This is a genomic window from Lysinibacillus sp. PWR01, from assembly GCF_043359455.1.
Taxonomy (GTDB): Bacteria; Bacillota; Bacilli; order Bacillales_A; family Planococcaceae; genus Lysinibacillus; species Lysinibacillus fusiformis_F.
In genome coordinates this window covers 114627-127865 of the sequence record NZ_JBHERJ010000080.1, presented here as the reverse complement: position 1 = coordinate 127865, position 13239 = coordinate 114627, and the positions used below count along the sequence as shown (strand labels likewise).

General features: G+C 39.4%; 10 protein-coding genes. 7 read left to right on the top strand and 3 right to left on the bottom strand.

Going from position 1 to position 13239, the window contains the following annotated elements:
* Window positions 1-103 precede the first annotated feature (103 nt).
* Together ACEVFT_RS18165 and ACEVFT_RS18160 are read right to left on the bottom strand one after the other, a co-directional pair.
* The gene (locus tag ACEVFT_RS18165) at window positions 104-382 is read right to left on the bottom strand and encodes an amphi-Trp domain-containing protein (RefSeq protein ID WP_393950942.1); all 279 of its coding nucleotides are present in this window, start codon (window positions 380-382) and stop codon (window positions 104-106) included.
* 145 nt (window positions 383-527) lie between these two features.
* Window positions 528-728 (bottom strand): cold-shock protein, encoded by a 201-nt coding sequence (locus tag ACEVFT_RS18160; protein ID WP_205442596.1) that lies wholly within the window; start codon window positions 726-728, stop codon window positions 528-530.
* Window positions 729-940: 212 nt separating this feature from the next.
* Here ACEVFT_RS18160 and ACEVFT_RS18155 point away from each other — a divergent pair, with 212 nt between their 5' ends.
* The 7 genes from ACEVFT_RS18155 to ACEVFT_RS18125 all read left to right on the top strand — a co-directional run bounded on the left by ACEVFT_RS18155 (window position 941) and on the right by ACEVFT_RS18125 (window position 11552).
* Entirely contained in the window at window positions 941-2620 is a 1680-nt protein-coding gene (locus ACEVFT_RS18155) for a formate--tetrahydrofolate ligase (RefSeq protein ID WP_205442598.1), read from the top strand.
* A 471-nt stretch (window positions 2621-3091) separates the two neighbouring features.
* Window positions 3092-5128 carry a hydantoinase/oxoprolinase family protein gene (locus ACEVFT_RS18150; RefSeq protein WP_393950941.1) on the top strand — a complete coding sequence of 679 codons (2037 nt, stop codon included), beginning with the start codon at window positions 3092-3094 and terminating at the stop codon, window positions 5126-5128.
* A gap of 3 nt (window positions 5129-5131) precedes the next feature.
* A complete protein-coding gene (locus tag ACEVFT_RS18145) occupies window positions 5132-6811 on the top strand; it encodes a hydantoinase B/oxoprolinase family protein (protein WP_393950940.1) in 1680 nt (559 codons plus the stop codon).
* 12 nt (window positions 6812-6823) lie between these two features.
* Entirely contained in the window at window positions 6824-7576 is a 753-nt protein-coding gene (locus ACEVFT_RS18140) for an IclR family transcriptional regulator (protein ID WP_393950939.1), read from the top strand.
* A gap of 22 nt (window positions 7577-7598) precedes the next feature.
* Complete coding sequence (locus ACEVFT_RS18135) at window positions 7599-9173, top strand: OPT/YSL family transporter (RefSeq protein ID WP_393950938.1); 1575 nt, start codon at window positions 7599-7601, stop codon at window positions 9171-9173.
* Window positions 9174-9189: 16 nt separating this feature from the next.
* Window positions 9190-10233: an S-methyl thiohydantoin desulfurase domain-containing protein gene (locus tag ACEVFT_RS18130; protein ID WP_393950937.1), complete on the top strand. Its 1044-nt coding sequence runs from the start codon at window positions 9190-9192 to the stop codon at window positions 10231-10233.
* Window positions 10234-10937: 704 nt separating this feature from the next.
* Window positions 10938-11552 (top strand): HD domain-containing protein, encoded by a 615-nt coding sequence (locus ACEVFT_RS18125; protein WP_393950936.1) that lies wholly within the window; start codon window positions 10938-10940, stop codon window positions 11550-11552.
* Window positions 11553-11775: 223 nt separating this feature from the next.
* On the opposite strand, the gene ACEVFT_RS18120 is transcribed toward ACEVFT_RS18125, so the two are convergent.
* On the bottom strand, window positions 11776-13167 hold the full coding sequence (locus ACEVFT_RS18120) for a pyridoxal phosphate-dependent decarboxylase family protein (protein ID WP_393950935.1): 1392 nt from the start codon (window positions 13165-13167) through the stop codon (window positions 11776-11778).
* Window positions 13168-13239 lie beyond the last annotated feature (72 nt).

Genomic DNA, 13239 nt, shown 5'->3' with positions numbered 1-13239 from the left:
GGAGACAACATAAAAAATAGAGAAATCCTAATTTGAATGAATTCAAATTAGGATTTCTCACTAATTGAAGCTAGTTATGTCCCAGCCTCTTAGTTGCCTATTATTATTCTATCGTCATTTTTTTCGGTGATTCTGTACCTGTATACCAATCAAATTCAATTTCAAATGAATGCTTGTCGCCCTTTTTTGTATAGGAGTATTCGATTTTGAGCTGCTCACTAGGGCTAACAACTGTTGACTCTGTGCCTTGGACAAAAGTGAATTCACCATTCTCTTTAAGCTTTTTTGCGATTGTTTCTAGTGTTGCCGCAAATTCTGCTACACTTTGTCGTTCTTTATGCTTCAAAATAACTTCTGTCATTGGTTTATTTTGTTTTTGCATCGAAATCCCTCCTTACGTATTGTTACTTCTATTATAACATGGAAGGGGCACTAAGCTTTTATAACAACACAAAAAGCGGATGAAGGAAACGATCCTTTTCCTAATCCGCTGCTAATCTGGAACTACACGGATAGCCCCATTCTGCTTATCGTTTTACAACATTTGATGCTTGGGGTCCACGATTGCCTTCCACAACATCAAATGAAACCTTTTGACCTTCTTCAAGTGTACGGAAGCCTTCCTCCTGGATGCCCGTAAAATGAACAAATACATCTTCGCCATCATCACATTCAATAAAGCCATAACCCTTTTCATTATTGAACCACTTTACGATCCCCTGTTGCATAAGCATTCGCCTCCAATGCGCTTGAATGTAAAATAAAGTTAACTAAGTCGTGCTATATTGAGAAAATGTGAAAAAATTGCATTTTCTCTTAGAACATACAGGAATTGAACAAAGTTGTCAATCGATTGTCGAAATGCTCGTATGTCTGGCTTTCTTTTTTTTCACAATTAAGACTATAATGGAAATGAACAACATAGAAAGTAGGATGCCAAATGACAACGAAAAATCAACCATTATCAGATTTAGAAATCGCTAGTCAAGCAGTGATCAAACCTATTACGGAAATTGCCAATGCTGCGGGTATTCCAGACGATGCCCTTGAGCAGTATGGACGCTACAAAGCAAAGATCGATCCATTAAAAATTACAGCTCAGGGCGAGGATGCAAAGGTTGTATTAGTCTCAGCCATTAGTCCAACCCCAGCAGGTGAAGGGAAGTCGACGGTAACGGTAGGACTGGCAGATGCCCTTCATCAATTAGATAAGAAAGTGATGGTTGCTTTACGTGAACCATCATTGGGTCCCGTAATGGGCGTAAAAGGTGGAGCAACTGGCGGTGGCTACGCACAGGTAGTACCGATGGAGGATATTAATTTACATTTCACTGGTGACCTTCATGCGATTACAACAGCTAATAATGCTTTATCTGCATTCATTGATAATCATATCCATCAAGGGAATGCATTAAACATTGATCCACGACGCATTATTTGGAAGCGTGTAATGGACTTAAATGATCGTGCCCTTCGTAAGGTAGTGGTAGGATTAGGTGGTCCTGTTCAAGGCATGCCGCGCGAGGACGGCTTTGATATTACGGTTGCCTCTGAAATTATGGCGGTATTCTGTTTAGCAACAAGTATTGAGGATTTACGCGAGCGCATTGCAAGTATCGTGATTGGCTATACTTTTGAGCGTGAGCCTGTCTTTGTGCGTGATTTACAGGTAGAGGGTGCCTTAACACTATTATTAAAAGATGCCTTTAAGCCAAACTTAGTTCAAACATTAGAGGGAACACCTGCCATTATCCATGGTGGTCCATTTGCGAATATTGCCCACGGCTGTAATTCCATTATGGCGACACAAACAGCTCGTAAGCTAGCTGATATTGTGGTGACAGAAGCGGGCTTCGGCTCTGATTTAGGTGCTGAAAAATTCATGAACATTAAAGCCCGTAAAGCTGGCTTTAAACCAAGTGCGGTAGTTATCGTAGCGACAATTCGTGCATTAAAAATGCATGGTGGTGTACCGAAAACAGCGCTTGTAGGTGAAAATGTGGAAGCACTTCTACAAGGAATTGAAAACTTAGCTAAACATGTTGATACAGTTCGTACATTTGGCGTTGAACCAATTATTGCCTTAAATCGTTTTATCACGGACACAGAGGCTGAGCTAGAAGCTGTTCTGAACTGGTGTCAGGAAAATCATGTTCGTATTGCTCGTACAAATGTCTGGGAAGAGGGCGGTAAAGGTGGTCTAGCCCTAGCTGAGCAAGTACTAGCTGTGCTAGAGGAAGAAAACAACTTCTCTCCTTTATACGACGTAACAGAATCGATTGAAGAAAAAGTACGTACGATTGTGCAAAAGGTATATGGCGGGAAAGATGTACAATTTACAGACCAAGCTAAAAAACAAATTGCCCAAATCGAAAAATTCGGCTGGGACTCTCTTCCGGTTTGTATGGCGAAAACACAGTACTCTTTATCAGATCAACCAAGTTTACTTGGTCGTCCAGAAGGCTTTACCATCACAATTCGTGAAGTTATTCCAAAGCTTGGTGCAGGCTTCTTAGTGTGCCTAACTGGCGATATTATGACAATGCCAGGACTTCCAAAAGCACCTGCTGCCCTACGTATGAATGTCGATAATGAAGGACATGCGGTAGGATTGTTCTAAATGTATGTTGAAAGCTGCCCAAGTTAAATGGGCAGCTTTTTTTATCGATAATGGAGAAACTGGGTTCCTAGATGCTCGCTGCATTGTCTGGAAGTGACCTAACTCATCGTCTATCTACAATGCAAACATGGGATAAATGTGAAATTTTAGTTGATTCATTCACCCGCTACATGAGTAAAAATTCATAAAAATTAATTTTTTTTAAAAGATTTTAAGATTCTAGTGAAAACTAGGATCTTTTTTATGTTGTAGAAAAAACACGAGAACTTTCCTTATATAAATGTGTTTGGTATTTTTTATTAATAGTTCTCTGATTTTGGAAAGAAAGAGCGGATTTTTACAACTAAGGACAATTGTCAAATGAATTTTTATTTAAAAAATACATTGAATTTTCTTTTTCTTTTAAATATAATTTATTTAATTCTAATTCGGAACACTGTACCGATAATAGGAACATGGAGGGATGAAGTCTTGAAAATCGCAACAGATATTGGCGGTACTTTTACCGACCTAGTTTTCACAGATAAAAAAGGAAATCTTCATTTTGATAAGGGCCATACGACACCTGGTCATTTTGAGGATGGCATATTAAATGTATTAGGACGACATGTAACAGAAGATTCTTTAATTGAATCATTTATTCATGGATCGACGGTTATCATCAATACATTAACGGAAAGAAAAGGGGGCGTAGTCGGGTTAATTACAACAAAAGGCTTCCGTGACATCATAGAAATTGCTCGTGGAAATCGACCAGACTTATATAACTTTAAATATAAAAAGCCAGAACCATTTGTAGAGCGTTATTTACGACAAGAAATTGATGAGCGAATCGATTTTAAAGGAAATATTATGAAAGCGCTTAATACCAAGGAAGTTGGCGATATCGTTCATAAATTTAAGGAATTGGGTGTTGAGGCGATAGCCATTTCCTTAATACATGGCTATAAAAATCCAATTCATGAACAACAGTTAAAAGAAGCCATTTTGAAAATTTGGCCTGAAGTGTATATCACACTTTCAAGTGAAACGATTAAAGAATACCGAGAGTATGAAAGAACAAACACAACAGTCCTTAATTCTTATGTAAAGCCCATTGCACATGCGTACTTAAAAAGCTTAAAAGAGAAATTAAGCACAATTGGCATTACAGACCATTTAAAAATTATGCAATCGAATGGCGGAACAACAAGCTTTGATAAAGCAATGGAGCTGCCAATCAACCTTGTAGAATCTGGTCCAGTAGCAGGTATGTTTGGGGCTGCAAAATTAGGCCAACTTCTCAATGAATCCAATATTATCGCCTTTGATGTGGGTGGGACGACAGCAAAATGCTCGCTTATTACAGATGGCAAAGTCAATGTCACAACAGATTACTATATTGAAAAAAATGAAAAATTTGCAGGTTATCCGATTAAAACACCTGTAGTGGATATTGTTGAAATCGGCAATGGTGGTGGCTCCATCGCACGTGTAGATCAGTTTGGCTCATTAAAGGTTGGACCAGATTCTGCGGGGGCAAATCCAGGACCTGTAGCATATGGCTTAGGGAATACACAGCCAACAATTACAGATGCCAATGTTTATTTAGGAAGATTATCCTTAGAAAACTTTGATAACCCAGTATCTATTGACAAAGTGGAGGAGGCTCTTGTTGAAGCAATTGCGAAACCATTTCATGTGTCAGCAGAGGAAGCAGCACAAGGTATTTTAGATATTGCAAACTCCAATATGTTAAACGCACTGAAGCTGATCTCTATTCGTAAAGGCTATGACCCTGAAGACTTTACAATGGTGGCATTTGGTGGTGGTGGCCCACTACATGCGATTAACCTAGCAGAAGAACTAGGCATGAAAAAAGTCATTATTCCTTATGGCTCATCCGTCTTCTCAGCACTAGGAATGATGATGACTGAATACCGACAAGATTATATTCAAACAAGTTTAATGGGGTTCGATCATCATCATCTAGTGGCGATTCAAGAAAATATTGATCAAGTGATTGCTAATGCCTATGCGGATGCACCATTATCAAAGGATCATTATTATTTTGAAATTAATTATGATTTACGCTACAAAGGTCAAGAGCATGCCGTTAAATTAAATGCATCAACTATTACGCTTGATGAAGAGGGGCTACTTGAATTAGCTGAAGCCTTCCACATCAAACATAAACAAGAGTTTTCTTTTGATTTACCAGCTACGCCAATTGAGCTAGTCAACTTACATCTTACAATCTACGGTAAAGATGAGGCGGTTCAATTTAAAGAGCTAGACTTCTCTTCTATCGACGGTTCCACATGTGTCAAGGCACAACGCAATTTATATGTGAAGGGAACAGGTTGGGTAGAGGTCAATGTCTATGACCAACAAAAATTAGTACCTGGTTATGTCATTACAGGTCCTGCTATTGTGGAAAATCCAACATCTACGGTCGTAATCAATGACAAGCAATCGATTGAAATTGATAAATACGGCAACTTGATTGTAGAGATGGAGGGGAAATAAAACATGAAAAAAGATGTTTTTGCAGTAGAAATTATTCAAGATTCATTGCTAGCCATAGGAGATGAGATGTTTGTGGCCCTAGCACGCTCTTCTATGAGCCCAGTTATCTATGAAGTATTAGACTACGCTTGTGGTTTAACTGATGCCAAGGGGAATTTAATTAGTCAAGGGAACGGTGTAACGAGCTTTATTGGGATGTTAAGTCCAATGGTGCAGCGTGTTATTGAAAAATTTGATAATGGGGAAAAACTACACGAAGGTGATGTCATTATTATCAATGATCCCTATGTTGGAGGTGGATCGCATTTATCGGATGTGGGCTTAGTTCTACCTATTTTCTATAACGGTGAAATTATTGCGTACTCTGCCAATAAAGCACACTGGACAGAGGTAGGGGGCATGGACCCTGGTTCGTTTACAAGTAATTCTAATGAAATCTATCAGGAAGGTTTACAGCTACCAGGTGTCAAACTTTATCATCAAGGTGAGCTGAACGATGCAGTCTATGAAATCATTTCTACGAATGTTCGTTTACCAGAGCTTTCAATCGGTGATATGTTTGCACAAGTAGCCGCCTTAAAAACAGGTGAAAAACGAATCGCAGAGCTTTGTCAGAAGTTTGGTGCGGAATCGGTGAAATTGTCCATTCAAAAATTATTGGACAAGGGTGAGAAAATTGTAGAGCATGAGCTTCAACACCTACCTAAGGGTGAATTTTATGCGGAGGACTTTATTGAAGGGGACCCATTAAAAGGTGGACTCTATCCAATTAAAGTGAAAGTCACAATCAGTGATGAGGAATTTATTTGTGACTTCAGAGGCTCACATCCGGCGGTCAATGTACCAATGAACTGTTCGCAATTTGGTTTAATGGCAAGTGTGCGCGTTATGTTCCTAGCATTACTTGGCGATATTGACGTAATTAACGAGGGTGTCTTTAAACGCTTAACGATTATCACAGATGACAATTCCATTGTTTCCGCTAAACGTCCACATCCTGTATCGATGAACTTTGAGGCACGTATTGGGGCAGCTGATCTAATTTGGAAAGCTCTTGCACCGCATTTACCAGAACGATTATCAGCGGGGCATTTACAGTCTGTTTGTACGTTTATTCTCACAGGGAAAAATCCTGAAAATGATGAATCATTCCTAATTGTTGAGCCATCTGTCGGTGGCTGGGGCGCAGCGAATGATGAGGATGGTCAAAGTGGGCAATACTGTATGGGAGATGGTGAAACATATAATCTTCCAGTTGAAATTGCCGAAACAAAATACGGTATTCAAATTGATGAATATAGCTTGAATTGTGACGGTGCTGGTGCTGGTCAATTTAGAGGTGGCTTAGGTGTGCGTCGCGTTTATACAGTCAATCATAACGGTCAAAAGGTTTCCGTGAACTTAGGTAGACATCAATTTGCGCCATTCGGTTTAAATGGTGGTGGAGAAGGCTCTCACAACTATTTAATCATTCATAAAAAGGATGGAACGAAAATTGGACCAGTGGGCGTACTTGCCAATTATGAATTGCAAAAAGGCGACCGTATTGAGCTTGTTACAGCAACTGGCGGTGGTTATGGTCATCCACATGAACGAAGCACAGAGGCCATTGAACGTGATCTATTAAATGAATATATTTCAGTAGATGTAGCGAAAGAGCGATATGGTTATCAAAACGCTTAAAGGGAGAAATAAATGACTGTCAAGACATTAAAAAACTCATTGGATATACTAGAGTGTTTTGCCACGACAGAAAATGCATTGGGTGTTCGTGAGATTTCACGCATGATGAAACTGCCGACAAGTGTCGTGCAAAGAACCATTAATACATTTACAGAAGCGGGTTATTTAATACAGGATGAACACACGAAAAAATATAAACTGGGTTATAAAATGTACCTTTTTTATGATGTGTTATCGAATTCCAAAGACCCACACTCGACCATTTATGAATTGATGCAAAATCTTGCCAGTGAAATAAATGAATCAGTATTTCTTACTTATATGGACAATGAATACGGTGTCACAACGAAAATAGCCGAAAGCAATAAAAATGTAAAGTATGCGGTGTCTTTAGGAACAAAGACACCCCTTTACATCGGTGCTTCCTGTAAGGTAATGTTTGCTTATTTAGACGAGGACAGGCAGCTAGAATTAATGGCCTTCTTTCAGGAGGAACAATCGAAAGAAGAGCACATTTCTTTCCTAGCGTCATTAGAGGGAGAGCTGCAACAAATTCGCCAAAACAACTGGTGTGTTACCGTTGGGGAGTATAATGAACATGCATTTGGCATCAGTGTACCGTTATTTAACTATAAAAAAGAAATCACTGCATCTCTTACAATTTCTGGGCTAGTATATGATTTAGATGATCAAAGGGAGAAATATATGCTTGAACAGTTAGTGAAAGTAGCTCAGCAAATACAATCACACATTTCAAAATTATAACAACAATAGGGGAGCTGACACTATGAATAATAAAGTATTACATCCAAGGGCTTTAGAGCCTGTAACTCTACTAATGATCGTCTTAACATCTGTTGTGGGGGCAATTATTGGGATACAACTGATTACGACTTTAGGGATTTCTGCCAATACATCGATTGTTGGGGCAATATTTGCGATGATTCTTGGAAGAATACCGATTGGCAAACTCATTGCCTTTAAATCCGTGCACAGACAAAATATTATTCAAACGGCGATTTCTTCAGCTACATTTAGTGCAGCAAGTAGCTTAATGTTGCCAATTGGTATTCCATATGTATTAGGCTATGAAAATTTAGTATTACCATTGTTTATCGGTGTTATTTTAGCGATGTTTGTCGATGCTTTATTATTATATAAATTTTTCGATACAAAGATTTTCCCAGCAGCAGGTACTTGGCCACCAGGGATTGCAACTGCTGAAGCCATTAAAGCGGGCGATAAAGGCGGTAAGAATGCTAAGGTATTAATTGGTGGTGTGTTACTCGGTATCGTGGGATCTATTCTGAAAATTCCAATGTCAGCTTTTGGGGTAGCGTTCATCGGTAATATTTGGGCGCTGACGATGTTTGGAATTGGTCTTTTACTAAGAGGCTATTCTGTTCAATTATTTAATATTGATTTAAATGCTTACTACATTCCACACGGTATTATGATTGGTGCGGGCATCGTGGCTCTTTTCCAAGTAGCGTTTACATTATTGAATAAACGCTCTTCGAAAAAGTCAGAAGAGTTAAGCTATTCAAAAGATGCAAAAGAAATTCGTCAAGGCTTTGGTGTAGGATTTATTGCCTATTTAGCCATTGCGTTATTAATCGCCATTTTAGGTGGGATTATCACGCATATGTCTTTCGGAATGTTAATAGGATTCATCATCTTTGCAACAATTGCTGCATTTGTCCATGAGCTGATCGTTGGTATTGCTGCGATGCATGCAGGTTGGTTCCCAGCATTTGCAGTAGCGTTTATCACACTGATTGTTGGTATTTTAATTGGTTTCCCAGCACCAGCGCTTGCGTTATTGGCAGGGTATAGTGCCGCTACAGGAGTAGCATTTGCTGATATGGGCTATGACTTAAAAACAGGTTTTATTTTACGTGGAAATGGTAGTGATCCTGCTTTAGAAAAAGAAGGACGTAAACAGCAAATGATTGCTGGTATGTTAGCCTTCTCCATTTCAGCAGTCGTTGTGCTACTTTCGTATAAATCTTATTTTGCACAAGGTTTAGTAGCACCTGTTAACCATGTATATGCAGCGACAATTCAATCAGGCGTTACAGGCGATGTAGCGAAACAATTAATGATTTGGGCGATTCCAGGTGCGTTAATTCAGCTGATCGGTGGGTCAAAACGTCAAATGGGTATCTTATTTGCAACAGGTTTATTACTTGTCAATCCAATTGCTGGTTGGGCTGTATTAGCGGGTATCTTACTTCGTGTTATTTTCACATATGTGACGAAAGGTAAGAGAGAATCTGAAATGACAGTCTTTGCAGCGGGTGTCATCGCTGGAGATGCGTTGTATAGCTTCTTCTCTTCTATTCTAAAAATAGGGAAATAGAAAGGAGTAAGGATGAATGGCAAAAGGATTATCGTATGAGGATGGGATTGCTGCGGTTTATGGAGGAGCGATCCTTGGTGGTGGCGGCGGTGGTCTCCTAGAGGAAGGACTCAAGCTAGTGGAGGAAATCTTTGCAGCAGGGGAACCTCAAATCGTGGATATTACCGAATTAGACCAAGAAGATTTAGTTGCTTGTGTGGCAATGGTAGGTGCGCCATCAGCAGCCGATCAATATATTTCGAATGAACAGCTTTGTTGGAGCTATCGCAATATGAACAATCATACCAATCAACGTTTAAAGGGCATCATTACCAATGAAAATGGTGCCATCACGACGATCAATGGCTGGTTGCAGTCGGTCTTATTAAATGTACCAGTTGTGGATGCTCCCTGTAATGGGCGAGCACATCCAACGGGAATCATGGGTTCTTTAAATCTCCATGAACAACAAGATTATCAATCCGTACAATTTTATGCAGGAGGGAAAGATGACTTCGCCGTCCAGGGCTTTGTGGAAGGGAATTTACACAGCACCGCAAAAACAGCACGCCAAGCGTCTATTTTAGCAGGTGGGCTAGTAGGGGTAACTCGAAATCCTGTGACGATTGACTATTTACAAAAACATGGAGCGCCAAATGCGATTACAATGGCCATAGAGCTTGGCTATCGCTTCTTAAATGGACAAACCTTTGAAGAAAAATTAGCCAATGTGTTGCAGCATTTGAATGGCGTACACATCGTATCAGGTGAAGTCATGAATTATTCGTTAACAAAGGATAATGGCTTCGATGTAGGAAAATTATCAGTGGGTGATTACCATCTAACGTTCTGGAATGAATATATGACGTTATCGAAGGAAGGACAGGTACAATCTAAATTCCCAGACCTCATTATGACGTTCGATACAGAGAAAATGATGCCAGTTCCAAGTGCAAGTATTGAAGAAGGAATGCATGTCGCAGTTATTCATGTAGACCAATCGAACTTAAAATTAAGTTCAACAATGCAAAACGAAGCACTTTTACAGGAAATCGATGAAGTGATCAAAGACGTTCTATAAAGAAAGAAAACAAAACAGTAAAAGCTGCCATCATCTACTTGAATGTAAGATGGGCAGCTTTTATTTGTCCTTCAGCGGGAGGGTAATACATTTTATCACAATCGTTCCTACTTCCTTTTTCGCTTCATACATTGATGGCTTAAATGAATTTTAATTCTGATTTGCACGACTCCTCGAACGTGGTGTTCACAAGCTGTAAGCAAGGTTCGTGTATGATTTTCATTAAAGGGAGGAGCTACGTTCATACATACTCAAGGTATTGACTAGATGAAGGTAACAACCGTTAATGAAAAAACAATGCACTTCTGCTACATCTGGCGAAATCCTTTTGGTCATGCAACAAACTAACTTGTTGTTCACATTTTCGGCATGTACATTTGGCTATGCGGGTTAAACAAAGAATTTCTAAGGGAAAGTGTTCACTTTTATTTGTTTAGATGATTGGTTTACAATACGCACGTCATCTTTTAAACAGGTTATTCAATTGTAAGCCCGCTGAAGTTAATATTAAATCTGTTAAACACACAGCTGTTGTACATTGCTGAAAAATATGAGGTACAGAACAAATAGCTGTTCTGTACGTTTATCATACAATATTCTGAAAAATTAGTCAATTGAAATGGATTTGATTTTTTATTTTCTCGGATTACCTCTTATGTAATAAAATACAGTATAATTTTGTAGGAAAGGAATGAGTGTAGACTATGAATCATTTAATGAATAAAGTACGTGAAATATATGAGCAATTTGATGCTAGTCATGATTTTCAACATATTGAACGCGTCTATCAAAATGCATTAGCTATCTTGCATAGCGAGCCAACAGCAGATGAAGAAGTTGTGAAAATAGCGGTGCTTTTACATGATGTCAGTGACAAAAAGTATACCGATAGCAAGGACAAGGAAGAACAGCTTATTGCGGAATTACCTGTTAGCGAGGAAAAAAAGCAGCATATTCGAGATTGTATTGCGCAAGTGTCGTTTAATGGTGGAAATGAGCTAGAAGCAACGTCATTGGAAGCAAAAATCGTCCGAGATGCAGATCGTTTAGATGCGATTGGGGCCATTGGCATTGCCAGAACATTTGCCTATGGTGGAGCAAAAGGTCGCAAGCTTTATGATAAGGAAGAAGAAGCACGCAGAACTATGTCAGAGTCAGAATATCGTCAAAAAAATACCGCGTCTGTCACTCATTTTTATGAGAAATTATTACTGCTAAAAGATTTAATGGTGACGGAAAAGGGCAAACAAATGGCACTTGAACGCCATCAATTTATGGAAAGCTTTTTAAAGCAACTCCAGCACGAAATTGGTCAGTAGCATATAGGACAAAAACCGCCTTTTCAATGAGAAGGGCGGTTTTTGTGCTTCATTCGGGTAGGGCCTTCGTAGCACTAAAATTGTGAGGAGTGCTTTCAATATGACAAAAAAACGACTCCTATCGCAAGTGGCATAGCACATCCATTGATGACGACTGCTAACGCCATTAAAAATCACTTTTTACTAACATAATAGATGGGAGGAGCAACAAGTGAGGAAACCTTCATCGTGTTATTTCTTTACCAATCGCTGTTGTTAATGCTTCCCAAATGATTGTCAGGTCTGCTGGAGAAGTGCGCCAATTACTGAAAGCCGCACGAATAGCTGGGATACTTTTGTAGACAGTTGGTGTCATGTATACGTTGCCTTGTTGATTTAAAGTCGTTAAAAATTGTTGGTTCATTTCAGCTGTCAGTGCCTCATGATTGACTGCGAAGCACACGATATTTAGCCGAACAGGTGCTAGCAATGTAAAGTAGGGACTATCATCTATTTTTTGACCAAGCTGTTGTGCGAGTGATACATTTTCTTCTATTAATTGTTGGTAGCCCAATTTACCATAGGCCTGTAAAGAAAACCAAGCAGGTAGCGCACGAAATCGACGTGAATTTTCAGGTGTAAGATCACAAAAATCTGGATTTTCAAGGGAACTACCAAGATAGGCAGCATTATTTTGAAAAACGGTTGCTTGCAATGATTGATGACGGGTAAATTGCATAGCGGCATCATAAGGGACGTTCAGCCATTTATGGGCGTCAATTGTAATAGAATCTGCATAATTCATGCCCTCGACAAAGTGACGATACTTTGGTGAACACGCTGCAAAGCCACCAAAAGCCGCATCTACATGAAGCCAGAAAGGATATCGCTTTTTTAGCGCGCCAATCGCTTGTAAATCATCAAAATCAACCGTATTGACGGTTCCAGCATTTGCTACAACTATACAAGGTTCATGTTGATTTTCTTCAAGAAACTGCTGGAATTTTGTAATGTCAATTGCTTCCCGCTGTTCCTGACATAGGATAGTGTGAATGGAATTTCTACCCATGCCAAGCATAGAAGTTGCTTTGACAATACTTGAGTGGGGCGTTCCGCTAACAATTTTTATTGGAGGGATACCATATAGACCATCCAAAGCAGTGTTTTTTCCATAGTATTGTGCAATCCATTCCCTTGCTTGAGCCAGTCCTACAAAATTAGCCATCGTAGCCCCACTGACAAATGTTCCTCGATAATCATCGCTCAGTAGCAATAACTCCTTTAGCATGTCAATTGTCGCAAGCTCCATTGAACCAGCAATAGAGCCCTTAGAATGGGATAAATTTTGATCGTAAATACTTACTAACCAATCTCCGACAATCGAAGCAGGGGTAGATCCACCTGTGACAAAACCCAAGTATCTTGAACCTGCACTACTATTTAAGCCCTCAGCAAATTGCTTTGTAAAATATTGAAGTGTTGCCTGAGCACCCTCACCCACTTCTGGAAGTATTGACGTAGGAAGGCTAGAGGAATGGTTCGTTACAGCTCTATGCTCCAAATTAGTAAAAAAATTGGCTGCATGATCAACTACATCCATTAAAAGCGTTTTTATTTTTTCCTGATCTTGCTTCATGCTCGTCATGTGTCATCATTTCCCTTCATTTTAACTTAGCTATTTCTGCCTCTACACTATATAGTGATATGT